The following is an 18662-nucleotide window of genomic DNA, read 5'->3' as shown; positions in this document are numbered from 1 at the left end:
CCATGAGCAGCGATCTGATCAAACACGTTAGCGACGCTAGCTTCGAGGCTGACGTACTCAAGGCCGAAGGCTTCGTACTGGTCGACTATTGGGCTGAGTGGTGCGGTCCGTGCAAAATGATCGCCCCGGTCCTGGACGAAATTGCCGAGACGTATAAAGGCAAGCTGACCGTTGCCAAGCTGAACATCGACGAAAACCAGGAGACTCCGGCCAAGCACGGCGTGCGTGGTATCCCGACCCTGATGCTGTTCAAGAACGGCAACGTCGAGGCGACCAAGGTGGGTGCGCTATCGAAATCGCAACTGGCGGCTTTCCTCGACGCCAACATCTAAGCGTCGAATGCCATTGAAAAAGCCCCGCAAATCGCGGGGCTTTTTCGTTATTCGGGGCTAGACGCTCGCAAACCCAGGTGTTACATTCGGCCCCGCACTGGTTTCTCCTGTGCCCCCTGCAAGCCGTCGCCGACGCTCTCCTTTCGATTAAGTACGCGATCCTGTCGCCTTCTCTGCGGCGCGGCCTCATTAAGCCAAAAGCTTAATTTCCCCCCTCCATAAATGATTACGTCATTCCTATATGAATCTGACTGAACTCAAGCAAAAGCCGATTACCGAACTGCTCGAATTGGCCGAACAGATGGGCATAGAAAATATGGCCCGTTCGCGCAAGCAGGACGTGATTTTCTCCCTGCTCAAGAAGCACGCTAAAAGCGGCGAGGAAATCTCCGGTGATGGCGTGCTGGAGATTCTCCAGGACGGCTTCGGCTTCCTCCGCTCCGCAGATGCTTCCTATCTCGCCGGCCCAGACGATATCTACGTCTCGCCGAGCCAGATCCGTCGCTTCAACCTGCGCACCGGTGACACCATCGTTGGCAAGATCCGCCCTCCGAAGGAAGGCGAGCGTTATTTCGCGCTGCTCAAGGTCGACACCATCAACTTCGACCGTCCGGAAAACGCAAAGAACAAGATTCTATTCGAGAACCTGACCCCACTGTTCCCGACCGTACGCATGAAGATGGAAGCCGGCAACGGTTCCACCGAAGACCTCACCGGTCGTGTCATCGACCTGTGCGCACCGATCGGCAAGGGCCAGCGTGGCCTGATCGTGGCTCCGCCGAAAGCGGGCAAGACGATCATGCTGCAGAACATCGCGGCGAACATCGCTCGCAACAACCCTGAAGTTCACCTGATCGTGCTGTTGATCGACGAGCGTCCGGAAGAAGTGACCGAGATGCAGCGCACCGTGCGCGGCGAAGTGGTTGCCTCGACGTTCGACGAGCCGCCGACCCGTCACGTGCAAGTGGCCGAAATGGTGATCGAGAAGGCCAAGCGCCTGGTCGAACACAAGAAGGACGTGGTGATCCTGCTGGACTCCATCACCCGTCTGGCCCGTGCCTACAACACCGTGATCCCGAGCTCCGGCAAGGTGCTGACCGGTGGTGTCGATGCCCACGCCCTGGAAAAACCAAAGCGTTTCTTCGGTGCCGCGCGCAACATCGAAGAGGGTGGCTCGCTAACCATCATCGCCACCGCACTGGTTGAAACCGGTTCGAAGATGGACGAAGTGATCTACGAGGAATTCAAGGGCACCGGCAACATGGAACTGCCCCTGGATCGTCGCATCGCCGAGAAGCGCGTTTTCCCGGCCATCAACATCAACCGCTCCGGCACCCGCCGCGAAGAGTTGCTGACCGCCGACGACGAGCTGCAACGCATGTGGATCCTGCGCAAGCTGCTGCATCCGATGGATGAAGTCGCTGCCATCGAGTTCCTGGTCGACAAGCTGAAGACGACCAAGACCAACGATGAGTTCTTCCTGTCGATGAAGCGCAAGTAACAAGCACGGCATCGGCCAAAAAGGCGCCCCGGACAGGGCGCCTTTTTTTTGCGACACGCGGCCTGGACCGCGTTTATCGAACCGGATAACTTCTGCCGGTTGCAGGTTCTTTTCCCATCATCGCCTGTGTATCCACCTCGACAAGGATCGTTATGCATGTATTTGGCAACCGCCGTGATATCGACGGCCTGCGGGCGCTGGCCGTCATTCCGGTCGTGCTGTTCCACTTTGGCTTCGGCGCCTTCAGCGGCGGTTTCGTCGGCGTCGATGTCTTCTTCGTCATTTCCGGCTTCCTGATCACCGGCATCCTGTTCCGCGAGATCAGCTCGCAGCGCTTCAGTTTCGTCGACTTCTGGGCAAGGCGTGCCCGGCGCATCCTTCCGGCCTTGAGCGTGGTCATGCTCGTAACCCTGGTCCTGGGCTGGTTGTTGCTGGCGGCCAAGGATTTCTCGCAGTTGGGCAGGGCGGTGCGCTATCAGGCGATGTTCATGTCGAACATCCTGTTCATGCGCGAGGACGGTTATTTCGAGCCAGCCTCGGACCTCAAGCCGTTGCTCCACACCTGGTCCCTGGCGGTCGAAGAGCAGTACTACATTTTCTTCCCGCTGCTGATGGTGTTGTTGATGCGCCATGTGCGTCACTGGCGCTGGGTGTTGTTTGTGGTGTTGCTGGGGTCCTTCGCGCTGAACATCGGCTATGTCGAGCGCAAGCCTGACCTGGCCTTTTTCTCGCTGCCTACGCGAGCCTGGGAGCTGCTGTGTGGGGCGATGCTCGCTGTCTGGCCGGCGCCCCGGCACGCTGTGCGCCCATGGGTTTATCAACTGGTCGGCCTGGCAGGGTTGATCGCCGTGCTGGCGGCGATCTTCACGTTCGACAAGACCACGGTGTTCCCTGGCTGGGCCGCTCTGCTGCCAGTACTCGGCGCCACCGCACTGATCTGGTCCGGTGCCCAGGGGCCGAGCTGGACCGCGCGCCTGCTGAGCGCACGAGTGCTGGTCTGGGTGGGTTTGCTGTCCTATTCCTTCTACCTGTGGCATTGGCCGGTCTACGTCTATGCCAATGCCATTTCCGTGGACGGGATCCAGCCTTGGGAGGCATTGGGCTGGATCCTGCTGGCGCTGGGCCTGGCCTGGCTGAGCTGGCGCTTCGTCGAGCTTGCGTTCCGTGAGAAGCGTTGGCTGGCCGGGCGCAAGTCGGTGTTGATCGGGGCGGGAGTGGCCATGGCCGTCCTGGCCGTGACGGGTGTGGTGGTGCGATCGGCGGATGGCTTTCCCCAGCGCATCACGGGCAAGGCGCTGGAATATGCGCAAGCGCGGGATTGGCGGGCCGGACAGATGGAATGCATGCTCGGTTTCTCGGATACGCAGCCGGACAAGGCCTGCCTGCTGGGCGCAAACAAAGACCTGCCGGCCACGCAATTATTCTGGGGCGACAGTCATGCGGCGGCGCTGCTGCCAGCGGTGCAAGCCAGCGGGACCCGCGATGGGCGCCCCGTGTGGCTCTACGCCATGGGCGGCTGCCCGCCGGTGCAGAGCGCTGACGTCTCGCCGCGCTGTCGGGATTTCAATGAGCGGACCATGGAGCAGGTGCGTCGCCTGCACATCAGGGATGTGGTGCTGGCGGCCAACTGGAGCCTGTACGTCTACGGGCGCGAGGATGGGGACAAGAAGCACATGCTCAACCGCCTGGATGACCGCGCCACGGCCGAAGCGCGCATGGCGGCGGCAATCAAGGCCCGTGTGGCGACGATCAGGGCCACGGGGGCGCAAGTCTGGTTGTTCAAGGAAGTGCCCCTGCAGCGCCTCGGCACGATCAGCCGCTTGACCAGCCTGGCACGGACAGGCCGCTCGGCCGAGGGCCTGGGCCGTCCGCTCCAGGAGCACCTGGCGCGTCAGCAGGCCTTGAGTGCCTTGTTCGCGTCGATGAGCGCCGCCGACGCCGGTGTGCATGTCATCGACCCGGCGCCGATGATGTGTCCGGGCGAGGTGTGTCGCATTGAGGTCAACGGCCATACCCAGTACAAGGATGAAGATCATTTGTCTGACATCGGCAGTACCCGCCTGAGCCCGCTGTTCGCCCCCTTGCTGCTGGGTACGACCGATTATTGAGCGCTCCGCGCATGCGCGGGCTGCTGTTTGAGCGCTGGAGCAGGTAGGATGTACGCCTATTTTCGGGGTGGCATCTCAATGAAATTCAAGGATCTTCGGGATTTCGTGCAGCAGCTTGAGCAGCGCGGCGAGTTGAAACGCATCCAGGTTCCCATCTCTCCGGTGCTGGAGATGACGGAAGTCTGCGACCGCACGCTGCGGGCCAAGGGCCCGGCGTTATTGTTCGAGAACCCAACGGGCTATGACATCCCGGTGCTGGGCAACCTGTTCGGCACGCCGGAACGCGTGGCCATGGGCATGGGCGCCGAATCGGTCGACGAGTTGCGCGAGATCGGCAAGCTGCTGGCGTTTCTCAAGGAACCCGAGCCGCCCAAGGGCCTGAAGGATGCCTGGTCCAAGCTGCCGATCTTCCGCAAGATCATTGCCATGGCGCCCAAGGTCGTCAAGGACGCGATCTGCCAGGAAGTGGTAATCGAGGGCGACGATGTCGACCTGGCCATGCTCCCGGTGCAAACCTGCTGGCCAGGCGACGTGGGGCCGCTGATCACCTGGGGCCTGACCGTCACCAAGGGCCCGAACAAGGACCGCCAGAACCTGGGCATCTATCGCCAGCAGGTGATTGGTCGCAACAAGGTCATCATGCGCTGGCTGAGCCACCGCGGCGGTGCGCTGGATTACCGTGAGTGGTGCGATAAGCATCCTGGCCAGCCCTTCCCGGTGTCAGTGGCCCTGGGCGCGGACCCGGCGACCATCCTCGGCGCCGTCACGCCGGTGCCGGACAGCCTGTCCGAATATGCGTTCGCCGGCCTGTTGCGCGGCAACCGTACGGAGCTGGTGAAGTGCCGTGGCAACGACCTGCAAGTGCCGGCCACCGCCGAGATCATCCTCGAAGGCGTGATCCACCCCGGCGAGATGGCCGATGAGGGGCCGTACGGCGACCATACCGGTTACTACAACGAAGTGGACAGCTTCCCGGTCTTCACGGTCGAGCGCATCACCCATCGGCTCAAGCCGATCTACCACAGCACCTACACTGGCCGCCCGCCCGATGAGCCGGCGATCCTCGGCGTGGCGCTCAATGAAGTGTTCGTGCCGATCCTGCAGAAACAGTTTCCGGAAATCACCGACTTCTACCTGCCGCCGGAAGGCTGTTCGTACCGGATGGCCGTGGTGACGATGAAGAAGTCGTATCCGGGGCACGCCAAGCGCGTGATGCTGGGGGTCTGGTCGTTTTTGCGACAGTTCATGTACACCAAGTTCGTTATCGTCACCGACGACGATATCAATGCGCGGGATTGGAACGATGTGATCTGGGCCATCACCACGCGCATGGACCCCAAGCGCGACACGGTAATGATCGAGAACACGCCGATCGACTATCTCGACTTCGCCTCCCCGGTGTCCGGCCTGGGTTCGAAGATGGGGCTCGATGCCACGCACAAATGGCCCGGTGAAACCACTCGTGAATGGGGCCGGGTGATCGTCAAGGATGAAGCCGTGACCCAGCGGATCGATGCCCTCTGGAATCAGTTAGGAATAGATTGATGCGTGTAACCTTGCAGCCTTCCGGGGCGGTCCTGGACATACAGCCCGCCGAGCGGATCCTCGATGGCGCGCGGCGCCTGGGCTATGAATGTCCGCAAAGCTGCCGCAACGGCAACTGTCACGTGTGTGGTGCGTTGCTGGTGGAGGGTCGCGTGAAGCAAGCGGGCGAGGTGCGCGATCACGGTGAGATCTTCACCTGCATCGCCGAACCGCTGGAGGACTGCGTGGTGCTGTGGGATGGCGTGTTGTCGCCCGGAGAGCTGCCGGTACGCAAGCTGGTGTGCCAGGTGAGCGAATGCGCCGACGTGGGCGGCGATGTCTGGCGGGTGCGCCTGCGTGCACCGGCAGGCAAGCCGCCGCGCTACCACGCCGGGCAGTACTTGATGCTCGAACGGGAAAACGGCGAGAAGTCGGCGTTCTCCCTGGCTTCGGCGCCGCACGGTGGGCGTGACCTGCAACTGCATGTCCTGGTGCGCGAAAGCAGTGCGCGGGCGCTGCTTGCACAATTGCAACGCAACCCCAGCGTGGCGGTGGAGATGCCGTTTGGCGACACGCACTTGTCCGAGCTGCCGGACGGCCCATTGGTGCTGATCGCCGCCGGAACCGGCATGGCGCAGATGCACAGCCTGATCGAGCATTGCCGCGCGACGGGGTTCAAGCATCCGGTACACCTGTACTGGGGCGTGCGCCGACCGGACGATTTCTATGACATCGAACATTGGGACGAGTGGAAGCAACTGCCGAACCTGTTCCTGCACAAAGTCGTCAGCGACTTGTGCGGTTGGGAAGGGCGCTGCGGGATGCTTCACGAAGCGGTGTGCGAGGACATCAGCGACCTCTCTGGCGTGCACGTGTACTCCAGTGGCTCGCCGGCGATGATCTACGCCACGCTGGACGCCCTGGTGGAAGCCGGGATGGACGCCCACCAGATGCGCGCCGACGTGTTCGCCTACGCCCCGCGGGCTTGATAGAGCGGGGCGCCAGCTCCCGCCGGGCTGCCTGGCAGCCCTCCATCCCACTCCCTCGTGACAGCTTTATGACCCCCTATATTTCGTTTCGGTATTTAGCCTTTGCGCCTGGATACCGATAACGTATATAGCGCTGGATGGCATCCAACTTGCCTCGTTCCGGATAAACGTCATCCCCCTGACGCGCGCCAGCCCCATTATTGAAAGACGCTACCGGCCATGACCGCTATCGAATCCGCCATTACCTGCGCCCTGTACCCGCCACGGCTCGACCTGGGGGCACAACTGACCCGTGAACAATTGCTCGCCTCGATGCAGTCGACCATGAGTCGCCATCGCGGCGGCCCGGTCTGGCTGTTTGCCTATGGCTCCTTGATCTGGCGGCCCGAATGCACGGCGGTGGAGCGGGTCCGTGGCCGGGTCCATGGTTATCATCGCGGCTTGTACTTGTGGTCCCACGAACATCGCGGCACCCCGGAGTTGCCAGGGTTGGTGTTCGGGTTGGATCGCGGTGGTTCGTGCAGCGGCTTCGCGTATCGCTTGCCACAGGAGAACCTCGAGGATTCGCTGTTTGCCCTGTGGCAGCGCGAGATGCCGGTGCCGTCCTATCGGCCTCACTGGCTCAGTTGCCGCCTGGAGGATGGCAGCCGCGTGCAGGCCCTGGGCTTCGTGCTGGAGCGGCACCTGCCCAGCTACGCCGGCAACTTGCCGGACCATGTGCTGAGCCAGGTGTTCGAAAGCGCCAGCGGGCGTTACGGCACCACTCGCGACTACGTCGAGCAGACCGTCCACGCCCTGCGCAGCCACGCCATGCCAGACCGGAATCTGGAGGCGCGGCTCAAGCGTTGCAGGTCAGCCCAGGATCAGGCGACCGCTTCGCGGCTCTGACTGGCGACTTGCTTGTGCCACAGGGTTGGCGCAAGGAAGGCCATGGCCAGTAGGCACGCACCGATCAACAGCACGAAGCCACCGTTCCAGCCAAAATGGTCCACGGTGTAGCCCATGGCGGCGCTTGCCGCGACCGAGCCGCCCAGGTAGCCAAACAGGCCGGTAAAGCCTGCGGCGGTGCCGGCGGCTTTCTTCGGGGCCAACTCCAGTGCCTGCAAGCCGATCAGCATCACCGGGCCGTAGATCAGGAAGCCGATGGAGACCAGGGCGATCATGTCGACGGTCGGGTTGCCGGCCGGGTTCAGCCAGTACACCAGCGTGGCCACGGTCACCAGGGCCATGAACACCATGCCCGTCAGGCCACGGTTGCCGCGGAAGATCTTGTCCGACATCCAGCCGCACAGCAGTGTGCCGGGAATGCCCGCCCACTCGTAGAAGAAGTAGGCCCAGGAGCTTTTATCCACGGTGAAGCCCTTGGCTTCCTTCAGGTACGTCGGTGCCCAGTCCAGCACGCCATAGCGCAGCAGGTAGACGAACACGTTGGCCATGGCGATGTACCAGAGCATTTTGTTGCGCAGCACGTACTTGACGAAGATTTCCTTGGCGCTGAATTCGTTCTCGTGGCTGGCGTCGTAGCCTTCCGGGTAGTCGTTCTTGTACTTTTCGATCGGCGGCAGGCCCACCGATTGCGGGGTGTCGCGCATGGTCACGAAGGCAAATACAGCAACGGCCAGGGCCACGGCAGCAGGCACGTAGAACGCCGCGTGCCAGTCGTTGAACCAGCCCATGCCCAGCAGGAACAGCGGGCCGATCAGGCCGCCGCCGACGTTGTGCGCCACGTTCCACACTGACACCACGCCGCCGCGCTCTTTCTGCGACCACCAATGCACCATGGTCCGTCCGCTGGGCGGCCAACCCATGCCCTGGGCCCAGCCGTTGATGAACAGCAGGATGAACATCATGGTCACGCTGGACGTGGCCCAAGGCGCGAACCCGAAGATGAACATCACCCCCGCCGATACCAGCAGGCCGAATGGCAGGAAGTAACGTGGGTTGGAGCGGTCGGACACCAGGCCCATCAGGAACTTGGACAGGCCGTAGGCAATGGCGATGGCCGACATGGCCAGGCCCAGTTGGCCTCGGCTGTAGCCCTCGTCGATCAGGTAAGGCATGGCCAGGGAGAAGTTCTTGCGCAGCAGGTAGTAACCGGCGTAGCCGATGAAGATCCCGGCGAAGATCTGCCAGCGAAGGCGTCGGTAGGTACTGTCTATCTTTTCTTCAGGCAAGGGCGCCTGGTGTGCGGCAGGACGAAAGAAAGCAAACATTCAAGGGCTCCAGGATTCTTGTTATGCGGATGCGAATGTTACAGTTTCGTTACCGAAAATAGCATTGCTTCTCATCAGTTAAAAAGCGGAAATTTTCCTGATCGAATGTTCTTAAGTGAACATGTCGCTCAGACGTGGTCGAAGGGCGCTGTAGGAAGCTTCGTCAGTGGCGTTTTCACACCCCGAATCGCAGCCTGCGCGACAAAGCAATGGGAAACGTCCTTCATTGATAGGGGACGTCTCGCCATTCAGCCTTTGGGCCATGCCGCTGATGAGGGCCGGGGTGGCGGGCACGGTCCGGGTCGGCTTTACGGCGCACACCGACAGCCGAGTCGAGTCGGTCGCGATTCTGCACAGCGATCATCCCGACTTCGCCGATGCCGCCCGAAACGCCGTGAGCCAGTAGCGCTTCAGCGCACCTGCACGACGACTTTGCCCACGGCCTTGCGCTGCGCCAGGTCATTGATGGCCTGGGCGGCGTTGTCCAGTGGGTACACCTGCGAGACCAGAGGCTTGAGCTTGCCTTCGGTGAACCAGCCAAACAGTTGCTGGAAGTTGGCGGCATTGTCCTGGGGCTGGCGTTGGGCGAAAGAGCCCCAGAACACGCCCATGACGGCGGCGCCTTTGAGCAGGGCCAGGTTGACCGGGAGTTCAGGGATGCGTCCGCTGGCAAAGCCCACCACCAGCAGCCGGCCATTCCAGGCGATGGCGCGGATGGCCTGGTCGAACAGGTCGCCACCCACCGGGTCGTAGATCACGTCGGCGCCCTGGCCGTCGGTGAGGCGCTTGATCTCATCCTTCAGGCTGGCTTCGCTGTAGTTGATCAATTCGTCGGCGCCGGCGGCTTTCGCCACGGCGAGCTTCTCGGCGTTGCTGGCGGCGGCGATTACCCGGGCGCCCATGGCCTTGCCGATCTCCACCGCCGCCAGGCCGACGCCACCGGAGGCGCCGAGCACCAGCAAGGTTTCGCCGGGTTGCAGGTGGGCCCGTTGCTTGAGGGCGTGCATCGAGGTGCCGTAGGTCATGCTGAAGGCGGCAGCGGTGCTGAAGTCCATGGCCGCAGGAATCGGCAACACGTTGTAGCCGGCAACCGCGACCTGCTCGGCAAAGCTGCCCCAACCGGTCAGCGCCATCACCCGATCGCCGACCTTCAGGTGGCTGACCTTTTCGCCCACGGCGCTGACGATGCCCGCCGCTTCGCCGCCAGGGGAAAACGGGAAGGGTGGCTTGAATTGGTATTTGCCCTCGATGATCAGCGTGTCAGGGAAATTCACCCCGGCGGCGTGCACGTCCAGCAGGATCTCATTCTTCTTCGCAATGGGGCTGGCGACGTCTTCCAGCACCAGCGATTCGGCAGGGCCGAATTCTTTGCACAGCACGGCTTTCATCAGGGCTATTCCTTTGGGAGTGATGGCCGATAAGTGTAGGTGTGAGAGTCAATGGGTCAACGAGCATGCCCCGCCCTGATAGCCGGCCATAAGCTTGTGCTTGAACGGCGGGTCGGTATGCTGGGCCGCAAACCGGATGAGGAGTCGAATGTGAAAGCGTGGATCGTGTTGATGCTGGCCCTGGCGCTGCCTGCGGCAGTGATGGCCGAAGAGGCCAAGGAAGCGAAGGAAGGCGAGGCGCCGAAGGTCAGTTACATCACCCTCAGCCCGCCATTCGTGGGCAACTATGGCCTGGACGGTACGGCGAAGCTGAAGGTCTACAAGGCAGACGTGGCGCTGCGGGTGACCGGCGATGCGGCAGCCGCGGCGGTGAAGGCGAATGAACCGCTGATCCGCAACCAGTTGGTGGCATTGTTTGCCCAGCAGACCGTCGAGACGATGAACAACGTCGAGGCCAAGGAAAAGCTGCGCCAGGAGGCGTTGAAGCAGACCCAGCAAGTGATGAGCGACGAGACTGGCAAGCCGACGGTGGAAGATCTGTTGTTCAACAACCTGATCATTCAGTAAGGCTTGAAGGCCAGGGTGGGGCTTTCGTGAGCCTGCTCGCGAAGGCGGTCGTCTACGGCTTCAACCCGATGACCACCGCCCATTGTTCGGCCGTCACGGGCATCACCGACAGTCGCGAGCCTTTCTGCACCAGTGGCATCTCGGCCAATGCGCTTTGCTGCTTGAGGTAGTCGAGCTTCAGCACCCGGGCAAATGTCTCGACGTGGGCCACGTCGATGGCCGTCCAGGGGTTCTTGTCCGGGCTGGCCTTGGGGTCGTGGTAATGGCTGTCGGGGTCCAGTGCGGTCGGATCAGGGTAGGCCGCGCGGACGATCCGGCCGATCCCGGCGATGCCCGGCTCGGGGCAACTGGAGTGGTAGAAGAAAAACGCATCGCCGACGGTCATGGCTCGCAGGAAATTGCGCGCCTGATAGTTGCGAACCCCGTCCCAGCGCGCCTGGCCGAGCTTTTCCAGGCCTTGGATAGAGAGCTCGTCGGGCTCGGACTTCATCAGCCAATAGGCCATGATTTCTACTCCTGGGGGGTGTGCTTGAAAATAGTTCAGCGATTTTATGACAAACCGACAGTCGGTTGACGCCAGAGTTTGCGTGTCGCCGCAGGTTGCCGCAAAATGCCGGCCTTCCAAGCTTGACGCTGCTGCACGGCCAATAAGAAAACCGCTGCTGTCATCGTGTGTGATATGCCTTGAGGGGGGCAATCGATGAAACGCAAACCGGATTTGTTGTGGATTCTGGTCATTCTGTTCGGTCTGGGTGTCGTGACCACGGGTTACGCACAAAGCCTGTGGACCAACAAGGTCGAGGCGCCGATGGACATTACCCAGCCCGCGCCCACGTTCAAACGCTGAACCCGTCTTCCTGGCGCCGCTGATTGCCGCGGCGCCTATCGCGCACTATACCAATGCCTGTCGCTGACCGTGCCCTGTAGCGGTACGTCCCAGCTTGCCTGTGCCAGCCGTTCGACCTTCTGGCATTCATGAGCCAGCCCCAGCAACGTCGGTTTGCGCCACTGTCGGCGCCGCGCCAGGTACGCCAGGCTGCGGTCATAGAAGCCGCCGCCCATGCCCAGCCGGCCTCCGGCATCGTCAAATCCCACCAACGGCAATAACACCAGGTCCAGCGCCCAGACCTTGCGTTGCCGGGCAATGTCGATCCGGGGTTCGAGGATACGGAAACGATTGGGGTGCAGTTGCTCGCCGGGGCGGATGCGTTGGAAAACCATTTTGGTCCGCGGCCACGGGCTGAGCACCGGCAAGTACGTGGCCTTGCCCCGGCGCTGGGCGGCGCGCAGCAGCAGGCGCGGGTCGATCTCGCCATCGTTGGGCAGGTACAGGGCAATGTGCCTGGCGCGGCGGAACAGTGGATGCTGGGCCAGTTGCCGGTACAGCCCCAGGGCCGCTTGCCGTTGCTGGACAGGCGTCAGGGCGCGGCGGGCCTGGCGCAGCAGGCGGCGAAGTTGCGGGCGGGGCAGCAGCGCGGGTTCGGTCATGTCGAAAGTTCACGGTATCGGCGATGGCACAGCGTAACCGCAAAACAGGACACTCATAAATGCCCGGGCCGGAAACGACGATGCCAGTCGCATGGACTGGCATCGTCTGGAATCAGGCTCCCCGGATGAACCGCTGTCGGCTTAGCCCTTGAACCCGAAAGTTCAAGGTGGAAGTTGCAGGAGGCGTTAAGGCTTTCCGTCAAGCGGACATGCACACCGGCCCCAACGTGCAACCCCCGTGGTTGTGCGTATCGGCTCAGGGACATCACCAACTGGCAAGCACCCCAGGGAGTGAGGCGAGTATACCCCAGGCTGCCTCGCGAATCAGCCCTTGCTGACGTCTGGATCGGTCGCCAGCACCAGATCCACCCGTTCGAGCAGGTCGCGGACCTGTTCGCGGGTCGAGCCACTGACCTGCACGTCAGGCGTATCCTGGCGATGCAGCAGGTCGTGGGTGATGTTCAAGGCGGCCATCACGGCAATGCGGTCGGCGCCGATGACCTTGCCGCTGCTGCGGATCTCGCGCATCTTCCCGTCCAGGTACCGGGCGGCGCTCACCAGGTTGCTGCGCTCTTCCTGGGGACAGATGATCGAATACTCTTTATCGAGGATCTGCACGGTAACGCTATTGCTTGAACTCATGAGTCTTGCTCCAGGGCCTTGAGGCGCGAAATCATCGATTCGACCTTACGCCGGGCGATTTCGTTTTTTTCAATGAGGTGAGCGCGTTCCTCGCGCCAGGTTTTTTCCTGAGCTAATAGGAGTCCGTTTTGGCTCTTTAGTTGCTCGACCCGCTCAATTAGCAATTCGAGTCTGGCCATCAGCGCTTGCAGGTCGTTGTCTTCCATTGTGTCCACTGAAGAGAGTGTCTGATGGGGAATGCAGGTCGCACAGCCTCTGATAGTCTTGGCGAGTCTGTCGATGTAGGATACAAGGCCTCCATTCTAGACATAGCGCCGTCTGGCGCCTAGCTGCCCATGCCCATTCAGAATTCCCCGTATCAAGCGTTCGCCACCCTGCTGAGTTCCAGCGGTCATCCTGTCTCGCCTGCCGAACTGCACGGCCTGCTGCTGGGGCGCAGTTGCGCCGGCGCCGGTTTCGATGTCGAGGGCTGGTTGGCCGATGCCGCCGAACTGCTCGAAGGCGAGCCGGCGGACAATGTCCGCAATGCACTTGTCGGCCTGCAGGAAATGGTCAAGGGCGAATTGACCAGCGACGACATGACCGTCGTCCTGCTGTTGCCCACCGACGACACCCCGCTGGCTGAACGTGCTGCCGCATTGGGCCAGTGGTGCCAGGGCTTCCTCGCCGGCTTCGGCCTGACTCGCCGCGAATACGCGCTGAGCGAAGAAGCAAAAGAAGTGTTGCAGGATTTGGCGGCGATCTCCCAGGTCCAGGATGCCCTGGAAGAGTCCGACGACGGCGAAAGCGACTACATGGAAGTGATGGAATACCTGCGGGTCGCGCCCTTGCTGCTGTTCACCGAGACCCGGAAAACCTCGGAACCGGCCGCCAAGCCGTCCTTGCACTGATCGCCTGAAAGGGAACGCCGCCTGCCCATGATTCATATCCCGAAAGCGGAATACGGCCGTCGCCGCAAGGCGCTGATGGCGCAGATGGAGCCCAACAGCATCGCGATCCTGCCTGCCGCCGCCGTGGCGATCCGCAACCGCGACGTCGAGCACGTTTACCGCCAGGACAGCGACTTCCAATACCTCAGCGGCTTCCCCGAACCGCAGGCCGTGATCGTGCTGATGCCCGGTCGCGCCCATGGCGAGTACATCCTGTTCTGCCGCGAGCGCAACGCCGAGCGCGAGCTGTGGGATGGCTTGCGAGCCGGCCAGGAAGGCGCGATCCGCGACTATGGCGCCGACGACGCCTTCCCCATCACCGACATCGACGACATCCTGCCGGGCCTGATCGAAGGGCGCGACCGGGTGTATTCGGCCATGGGCAGCCACCCGGAATTCGACCGGCACCTGATGGAGTGGATCAACGTGATTCGCTCCAAGGCCAACCTCGGCGCCCAGCCGCCGAACGAATTCGTTGCCCTGGATCACCTGCTGCATGACATGCGCCTGTATAAATCGGCGGCGGAAGTGAAGGTGATGCGCGAGGCGGCGCGGATTTCCGCCCAGGCCCATATCCGGGCGATGCAGGCGGCGCGACCGGGGCTCTACGAATACAGCCTCGAGGCCGAACTGGACTACGAGTTCCGCAAGGGCGGGGCGAAGATGCCGGCTTATGGCTCGATCGTCGCGGCGGGGCGCAACAGCTGCATCCTGCACTACCAGCAGAATGACGCGTTGCTCAAGGAGGGCGACCTGGTGCTGATCGACGCCGGCTGTGAAATCGACTGCTACGCCAGTGATATCACCCGGACCTGGCCGGTCAGCGGCAAGTTTTCGCCCGAACAGAAAGCGATCTATGAAGTGGTGCTGGCGGCTCAGGAAGCGGCGTTTGCCGAGATCGCCCCGGACAAGCATTGGAACCAGGCCCACGAAGCGACGGTCCGGGTCATCACCGAAGGGTTGGTGCGCCTGGGGTTGCTGGAGGGCGAGGTGGACGCACTGATCGCCAGTGAAGCCTACCGGGCCTTCTATATGCACCGTGCCGGCCACTGGCTGGGCATGGATGTCCATGACGTGGGCGAATACCGGGTCGGCGGCGAATGGCGGGTACTGGAAGTGGGCATGACGCTGACGGTGGAACCCGGCATCTACATCAGCCCGACCGACCGCAGCGTAGCGAAAAAATGGCGCGGCATTGGCGTGCGCATCGAGGATGACGTGGTAGTGACCAAAACCGGTTGTGAAATCCTGACCCGAGGCGTGCCCAAGACGGTCGCCGAGATCGAGGCCCTGATGGCTGCGGCCCGGGCGCAAGCGGCATGAGCCGGGTCAACCTGGCGATCGTCGGTGGCGGCCTGGTGGGGGCGAGCCTGGCACTGGCCTTGCAAGCCGGCGCCAAGGCCCGTGGCTGGAAGATCCTGCTGATCGAGCCCTTCGCCCCAGGCGATGCCTGGCAGCCGAGCTACGATGCCCGATCCTCGGCCTTGTCCTACGGCGCCCGACAGATCTATCAGCGCCTGGGTGTCTGGCAGCAGATTTCCCGACGCGCCGAGCCGATCAAGCAGATCCACGTGTCCGATCGCGGGCGGTTTTCCACGGCGCGCTTGTCGGCGATGGAAGAGGGCGTGCCGGCGCTGGGCTACGTGGTGGAAAACGCCTGGCTGGGCCAATGCCTGTGGCAAGGCCTAGACAAGGACGTGGTCAGTTGGCGCTGTCCGGCCCAGGTGACGCGAATGGAGCCGCTGGTCGGCGGCTACCGCCTGACCCTCGACGACGAAACCACCCTGGAATGCGATCTCGCCGTGCTGGCCGACGGTGGCCGCTCGGGGCTGCGGGAGCAACTGGGCGTCGGCGTGCGGCATCGACCTTATGACCAGAGCGCGCTGATTGCCAACATTACCCCCAGCGAAGCCCACAACGGCATGGCTTTCGAGCGTTTCACCGATGACGGGCCGATGGCGTTGCTGCCGCTGCCGGAGAACCGCTGCGCACTGGTCTGGACCCGCCAGGGGATGGACGCGCAACGGCTGGCAGCCCTTGACGAGCGCAGCTTCCTCAGCGAATTGCAGGGCGTGTTCGGTTATCGCCTGGGCACGCTCAAGCAGGTGGGCGCGCGCCACCTGTACCCGTTGGCGCTGGTGGAGGCCGAAGAGCAGGTGCGTCCGCACCTGGCGATCCTTGGCAATGCCGCCCACAGCCTGCACCCGATCGCCGGGCAGGGCTTCAACCTGTCCCTGCGCGATGCCCAGGCCCTGGCCGAAGCCTTGCTCGACAGCGACCGCGAGCCCGGCGACTTTGCCGTATTGCAGGCCTATCGCGAGCGCCAGCGCATGGACCAGGCCCTGACCGTGGGCTTCTCCGACCAGGTCACGCGCCTGTTCGGTAGCAGCCTGCCGCTGGTGTCCGTGGGGCGTAACCTCGGTTTGCTCGGCCTCGACCTGCTGCCGCCGGCCAAGCGTTGGTTCGCCCGGCAGGCCATGGGAATCGGGACGCGACCCGATGTGTAGGCCGGCGATGGGACATTCTTTTCATGGGCGGCGCGTGTCGCCCGCTAAACAGGCTTAAAGCATGGAATTGCGTGCAGATCTGCTGATTGTCGGTGCGGGTATGGTCGGCAGCGCCCTGGCGCTGGCGTTACAGGGCAGTGGCTTGCAAGTGTTGCTGCTCGATGGCAGCCCGCTGAGCGTCAAGCCCTACGACCCCCAGGCCGCGTTCGAGCCGCGGGTCAGTGCCCTGTCGGCGGCCAGCCAGCGGATTCTAGAACGCCTGGGCGTGTGGGATGGCATCACTGCCCGGCGCGCCAGTCCGTATACCGACATGCATGTCTGGGACGGCAGCGGCACCGGGCAGATCCACTTTTCAGCCGAAAGCCTGCATGCCGACGTCCTGGGGCACATCGTTGAAAACCGAGTGGTGCAGGATGCCTTGCTGGAACGCCTGCATGACTGCGACCTGGGCCTTTTGGCCAACGCTCGGCTCGAACAGATGCGCCGCTCCGGCGATGACTGGTTGCTGACCCTGGCGGACGGTCGTAGCTTGCGGGCGCCATTGGTGATCGCTGCCGATGGCGCGAATTCGGCTGTGCGGCGCCTGACGGGCGTGGCGACGCGTGAATGGGATTACCTGCACCACGCCATCGTGACCAGCGTGCGCAGTGCCCGGCCGCATCGCCTGACGGCCTGGCAGCGCTTCACCGACAACGGCCCGCTGGCGTTCCTGCCTCTGGAGCGTGACGGCCAGCACGACTGGTGCTCGATCGTCTGGTCCACCACCCCTGGCGAAGCGCAGCGCTTGATGGCGCTGGATGACGGTGCGTTCTGCAGCGAACTGGAGCGGGCTTTCGAAGGCCAACTGGGCGCGGTGCTGAGCGCCGACCCGCGCCTGTGCGTGCCGCTGCGCCAGCGCCACGCCAAGCGCTACGTGGCCGAAGGGCTGGCGCTGATCGGCGATGCGGCCCACACCATTCACCCATTGGCCGGACAAGGCGTGAACCTCGGTTTCCTCGACGCCGCGGTCTTGGCCGAGGTGCTGCTCCAGGCGGCGGGCCGGGGCGAACGCCTGGCGGACGTGAAGGTGCTGAGCCGCTTCGAGCGCCGCCGCATGCCTCACAACCTGGCGTTGATGGCGGCCATGGAGGGCTTCGAGCGACTGTTCCAGGCCGACCCGTTGCCGGTGCGCTGGTTGCGTAACACCGGCCTGAAGCTGGTGGACCGTCTGCCCGAAGCCAAGGCGTTGTTCGTGCGCGAAGCGCTGGGGCTGATTGGCGATTTGCCGGATCTGGCCAAGGCCTGAAAATGTGGGTTGGAGCTTATGCTCCTATCGCCCAGGGAATCCATCTGCGCAACATTTGGAAATGTCTCCGCCCACTGTTCGATTGAGATGCCAAATGTGAGTCCTTATCATTTGCGCACTTCATCATCGAGAGACTGCTCCCATGTCGGCATCCAAGCGCCTGCTGTCCGCCCTCGCCCTGACCCTGGCAGGCACCGCCGCCGCCCAGGCCGCCGATGAGGTGGTGGTCTACTCCTCGCGTATCGATGAGCTGATCAAGCCTGTCTTCGATGCCTATACCAAGAAGACCGGCGTATCGGTGAAGTTCATCACCGACAAGGAAGCGCCGCTGATGCAGCGGATCAAGGCCGAGGGCGAGAACGCCACCGCCGACCTGCTGCTCACCGTCGACGCCGGCAACCTCTGGCAGGCCGAGCAGATGGGCATTCTGCAACCGTTCACCTCCCCGGTGATCGATGCCAACATTCCACCTCAATACCGTGCGTCCTCCCACGCCTGGACCGGCCTGAGCCTGCGGGCGCGGACCATCGTCTATTCCACCGACCGGGTCAAACCCGCTGAATTGAGCACCTATGAGGCCCTGGCGGGCGAACAGTGGGAGGGTCGCCTGTGCCTGCGAACCTCCAAGAAGGTCTACAACCAGTCCCTGACCGCCACGCTGATCGAAACCCACGGCGCGGAAAAAACCGAGGAAATCCTCAAGGGCTGGGTTCGCAACCTGTCCACCGACGTGTTCTCCGACGACACTGCGCTGCTTGAAGCCATCAACGCCGGGCAGTGCGACGTGGGGATCGTCAATACCTACTACTATGGCCGTCTGCACCAGCAGAAACCGGACCTGAAGGTGAAGCTGTTCTGGCCGAACCAGGCCGACCGCGGTGTGCACATCAACCTCTCGGGCATCGGCTTGACCCGGCATGCACCGCACCCTGAGGCCGCCAAGCAACTGGTGGAATGGATGACCACGCCAGAAGCGCAAAGCATCTTTGCCGATGTGAACCAGGAGTTCCCGGCCAACCCGAAAGTCGAGCCGTCCAAGGAAGTCGCGGCCTGGGGCACGTTCAAGGCCGACACGCTGCCGGTGGAAGTCGCCGGTAAGCGCCAGGCCGAGGCCATTCGCATGATGGATCGGGCTGGCTGGAATTGAACAAACGCTAACGGACCCTTGGGCACGCAGGGGGCTCGTTCC

At 62.9% G+C, this 18662-nt stretch carries 19 protein-coding genes and 1 other RNA gene; 13 read left to right on the top strand and 7 right to left on the bottom strand.

What is annotated here, in order from left to right:
* Positions 1-2 precede the first annotated feature (2 nt).
* From trxA to AD664_RS23045, 6 genes are all read left to right on the top strand, one after another.
* Entirely contained in the window at positions 3-332 is a 330-nt protein-coding gene (trxA, locus tag AD664_RS23070; protein ID WP_042730928.1) for a thioredoxin TrxA, read from the top strand.
* A gap of 241 nt (positions 333-573) precedes the next feature.
* Positions 574-1833, top strand: coding sequence for a transcription termination factor Rho (gene rho, locus AD664_RS23065; protein ID WP_003206716.1), 1260 nt, complete (start codon positions 574-576; stop codon positions 1831-1833).
* 152 nt (positions 1834-1985) lie between these two features.
* Positions 1986-3941 (top strand): acyltransferase family protein, encoded by a 1956-nt coding sequence (locus tag AD664_RS23060; protein ID WP_053150139.1) that lies wholly within the window; start codon positions 1986-1988, stop codon positions 3939-3941.
* 78 nt (positions 3942-4019) lie between these two features.
* Positions 4020-5486, top strand: coding sequence for a 4-hydroxy-3-polyprenylbenzoate decarboxylase (gene ubiD / locus AD664_RS23055; RefSeq protein WP_042732143.1), 1467 nt, complete (start codon positions 4020-4022; stop codon positions 5484-5486).
* On the top strand, positions 5486-6454 hold the full coding sequence (locus AD664_RS23050) for a CDP-6-deoxy-delta-3,4-glucoseen reductase (RefSeq protein ID WP_053150137.1): 969 nt from the start codon (positions 5486-5488) through the stop codon (positions 6452-6454). The genes ubiD and AD664_RS23050 overlap by 1 nt, the downstream gene beginning before the upstream one ends.
* A 219-nt stretch (positions 6455-6673) precedes the next feature.
* Complete coding sequence (locus tag AD664_RS23045; RefSeq protein WP_053150133.1) at positions 6674-7342, top strand: gamma-glutamylcyclotransferase; 669 nt, start codon at positions 6674-6676, stop codon at positions 7340-7342.
* Here the strand turns inward: AD664_RS23045 and glpT are convergent.
* Positions 7318-8667 (bottom strand): glycerol-3-phosphate transporter, encoded by a 1350-nt coding sequence (gene glpT, locus AD664_RS23040; protein WP_053150131.1) that lies wholly within the window; start codon positions 8665-8667, stop codon positions 7318-7320. The genes AD664_RS23045 and glpT overlap by 25 nt on opposite strands.
* Before the next feature lie 410 nt (positions 8668-9077).
* Positions 9078-10055, bottom strand: coding sequence for an NADPH:quinone oxidoreductase family protein (locus AD664_RS23035; protein ID WP_053150128.1), 978 nt, complete (start codon positions 10053-10055; stop codon positions 9078-9080).
* 150 nt (positions 10056-10205) lie between these two features.
* On the opposite strand from AD664_RS23035, the gene AD664_RS23030 reads away from it, so the two are divergent.
* Positions 10206-10622, top strand: a complete 417-nt coding sequence (locus tag AD664_RS23030; RefSeq protein WP_042731586.1) for a flagellar basal body-associated protein FliL — start codon at positions 10206-10208, stop codon at positions 10620-10622.
* Between the two features lie 52 nt (positions 10623-10674).
* Here the strand turns inward: AD664_RS23030 and AD664_RS23025 are convergent, their stop codons facing one another.
* Positions 10675-11127: an EVE domain-containing protein gene (locus tag AD664_RS23025; RefSeq protein ID WP_053150126.1), complete on the bottom strand. Its 453-nt coding sequence runs from the start codon at positions 11125-11127 to the stop codon at positions 10675-10677.
* A gap of 195 nt (positions 11128-11322) precedes the next feature.
* Here AD664_RS23025 and AD664_RS27710 point away from each other — a divergent pair, with 195 nt between their 5' ends.
* Complete coding sequence (locus tag AD664_RS27710) at positions 11323-11469, top strand: hypothetical protein (RefSeq protein ID WP_172679762.1); 147 nt, start codon at positions 11323-11325, stop codon at positions 11467-11469.
* Between the two features lie 35 nt (positions 11470-11504).
* Here the strand turns inward: AD664_RS27710 and AD664_RS23020 are convergent, their stop codons facing one another.
* The 4 genes from AD664_RS23020 to AD664_RS23010 all read right to left on the bottom strand — a co-directional run bounded on the left by AD664_RS23020 (position 11505) and on the right by AD664_RS23010 (position 12958).
* Positions 11505-12110 carry a 5-formyltetrahydrofolate cyclo-ligase gene (locus AD664_RS23020; protein ID WP_053150123.1) on the bottom strand — a complete coding sequence of 202 codons (606 nt, stop codon included), beginning with the start codon at positions 12108-12110 and terminating at the stop codon, positions 11505-11507.
* A 114-nt stretch (positions 12111-12224) separates the two neighbouring features.
* Positions 12225-12404: non-coding RNA, 6S RNA (gene ssrS / locus AD664_RS27265), on the bottom strand.
* Positions 12405-12434: 30 nt separating this feature from the next.
* Positions 12435-12752 carry a cell division protein ZapA gene (locus tag AD664_RS23015; protein WP_024780504.1) on the bottom strand — a complete coding sequence of 106 codons (318 nt, stop codon included), beginning with the start codon at positions 12750-12752 and terminating at the stop codon, positions 12435-12437.
* Positions 12749-12958 (bottom strand): TIGR02449 family protein, encoded by a 210-nt coding sequence (locus tag AD664_RS23010; protein WP_042731580.1) that lies wholly within the window; start codon positions 12956-12958, stop codon positions 12749-12751. The genes AD664_RS23015 and AD664_RS23010 overlap by 4 nt, the downstream gene beginning before the upstream one ends.
* Before the next feature lie 129 nt (positions 12959-13087).
* On the opposite strand from AD664_RS23010, the gene AD664_RS23005 reads away from it, so the two are divergent.
* From AD664_RS23005 to AD664_RS22985, 5 genes are all read left to right on the top strand, one after another.
* The gene (locus tag AD664_RS23005; protein ID WP_042731581.1) at positions 13088-13642 is read left to right on the top strand and encodes a YecA family protein; all 555 of its coding nucleotides are present in this window, start codon (positions 13088-13090) and stop codon (positions 13640-13642) included.
* Between the two features lie 27 nt (positions 13643-13669).
* Positions 13670-15004 carry a Xaa-Pro aminopeptidase gene (gene pepP / locus AD664_RS23000; RefSeq protein WP_042731582.1) on the top strand — a complete coding sequence of 445 codons (1335 nt, stop codon included), beginning with the start codon at positions 13670-13672 and terminating at the stop codon, positions 15002-15004.
* A complete protein-coding gene (gene ubiH, locus AD664_RS22995) occupies positions 15001-16188 on the top strand; it encodes a 2-octaprenyl-6-methoxyphenyl hydroxylase (protein ID WP_047735809.1) in 1188 nt (395 codons plus the stop codon). The genes pepP and ubiH overlap by 4 nt, the downstream gene beginning before the upstream one ends.
* 67 nt (positions 16189-16255) lie before the next feature.
* On the top strand, positions 16256-17473 hold the full coding sequence (locus tag AD664_RS22990) for a 2-octaprenyl-3-methyl-6-methoxy-1,4-benzoquinol hydroxylase (RefSeq protein WP_172679764.1): 1218 nt from the start codon (positions 16256-16258) through the stop codon (positions 17471-17473).
* 142 nt (positions 17474-17615) lie between these two features.
* Positions 17616-18620: an extracellular solute-binding protein gene (locus AD664_RS22985; protein WP_053150118.1), complete on the top strand. Its 1005-nt coding sequence runs from the start codon at positions 17616-17618 to the stop codon at positions 18618-18620.
* Positions 18621-18662 lie beyond the last annotated feature (42 nt).

The sequence above is a fragment of the Pseudomonas sp. P97.38 genome, from assembly GCF_001269745.1.
Classification (GTDB): domain Bacteria; phylum Pseudomonadota; class Gammaproteobacteria; order Pseudomonadales; family Pseudomonadaceae; genus Aquipseudomonas; species Aquipseudomonas chlororaphis_E.
This window is presented reverse-complemented; position numbering and strand designations above follow the sequence as displayed.

What these genes read in the sequence shown, in the direction of transcription:
- AD664_RS23060 (WP_053150139.1), top strand. Translation starts at nt 1,986, where the DNA reads ATGCATGTATTTGGCAACCGCCGTGATATCGACGGCCTGCGGGCGCTG.
- AD664_RS23035 (WP_053150128.1), bottom strand. Translation starts at nt 10,055, where the DNA reads ATGAAAGCCGTGCTGTGCAAAGAATTCGGCCCTGCCGAATCGCTGGTG.
- AD664_RS23015 (WP_024780504.1), bottom strand. Translation starts at nt 12,752, where the DNA reads ATGAGTTCAAGCAATAGCGTTACCGTGCAGATCCTCGATAAAGAGTAT.
- rho (WP_003206716.1), top strand. Translation starts at nt 574, where the DNA reads ATGAATCTGACTGAACTCAAGCAAAAGCCGATTACCGAACTGCTCGAA.
- AD664_RS23025 (WP_053150126.1), bottom strand. Translation starts at nt 11,127, where the DNA reads ATGGCCTATTGGCTGATGAAGTCCGAGCCCGACGAGCTCTCTATCCAA.
- AD664_RS23010 (WP_042731580.1), bottom strand. Translation starts at nt 12,958, where the DNA reads ATGGAAGACAACGACCTGCAAGCGCTGATGGCCAGACTCGAATTGCTA.
- AD664_RS22985 (WP_053150118.1), top strand. Translation starts at nt 17,616, where the DNA reads ATGTCGGCATCCAAGCGCCTGCTGTCCGCCCTCGCCCTGACCCTGGCA.
- AD664_RS23005 (WP_042731581.1), top strand. Translation starts at nt 13,088, where the DNA reads ATGCCCATTCAGAATTCCCCGTATCAAGCGTTCGCCACCCTGCTGAGT.
- AD664_RS23020 (WP_053150123.1), bottom strand. Translation starts at nt 12,110, where the DNA reads ATGACCGAACCCGCGCTGCTGCCCCGCCCGCAACTTCGCCGCCTGCTG.
- AD664_RS27710 (WP_172679762.1), top strand. Translation starts at nt 11,323, where the DNA reads ATGAAACGCAAACCGGATTTGTTGTGGATTCTGGTCATTCTGTTCGGT.
- glpT (WP_053150131.1), bottom strand. Translation starts at nt 8,667, where the DNA reads ATGTTTGCTTTCTTTCGTCCTGCCGCACACCAGGCGCCCTTGCCTGAA.
- AD664_RS23045 (WP_053150133.1), top strand. Translation starts at nt 6,674, where the DNA reads ATGACCGCTATCGAATCCGCCATTACCTGCGCCCTGTACCCGCCACGG.
- ubiH (WP_047735809.1), top strand. Translation starts at nt 15,001, where the DNA reads ATGAGCCGGGTCAACCTGGCGATCGTCGGTGGCGGCCTGGTGGGGGCG.
- trxA (WP_042730928.1), top strand. Translation starts at nt 3, where the DNA reads ATGAGCAGCGATCTGATCAAACACGTTAGCGACGCTAGCTTCGAGGCT.
- ubiD (WP_042732143.1), top strand. Translation starts at nt 4,020, where the DNA reads ATGAAATTCAAGGATCTTCGGGATTTCGTGCAGCAGCTTGAGCAGCGC.
- AD664_RS23050 (WP_053150137.1), top strand. Translation starts at nt 5,486, where the DNA reads ATGCGTGTAACCTTGCAGCCTTCCGGGGCGGTCCTGGACATACAGCCC.
- pepP (WP_042731582.1), top strand. Translation starts at nt 13,670, where the DNA reads ATGATTCATATCCCGAAAGCGGAATACGGCCGTCGCCGCAAGGCGCTG.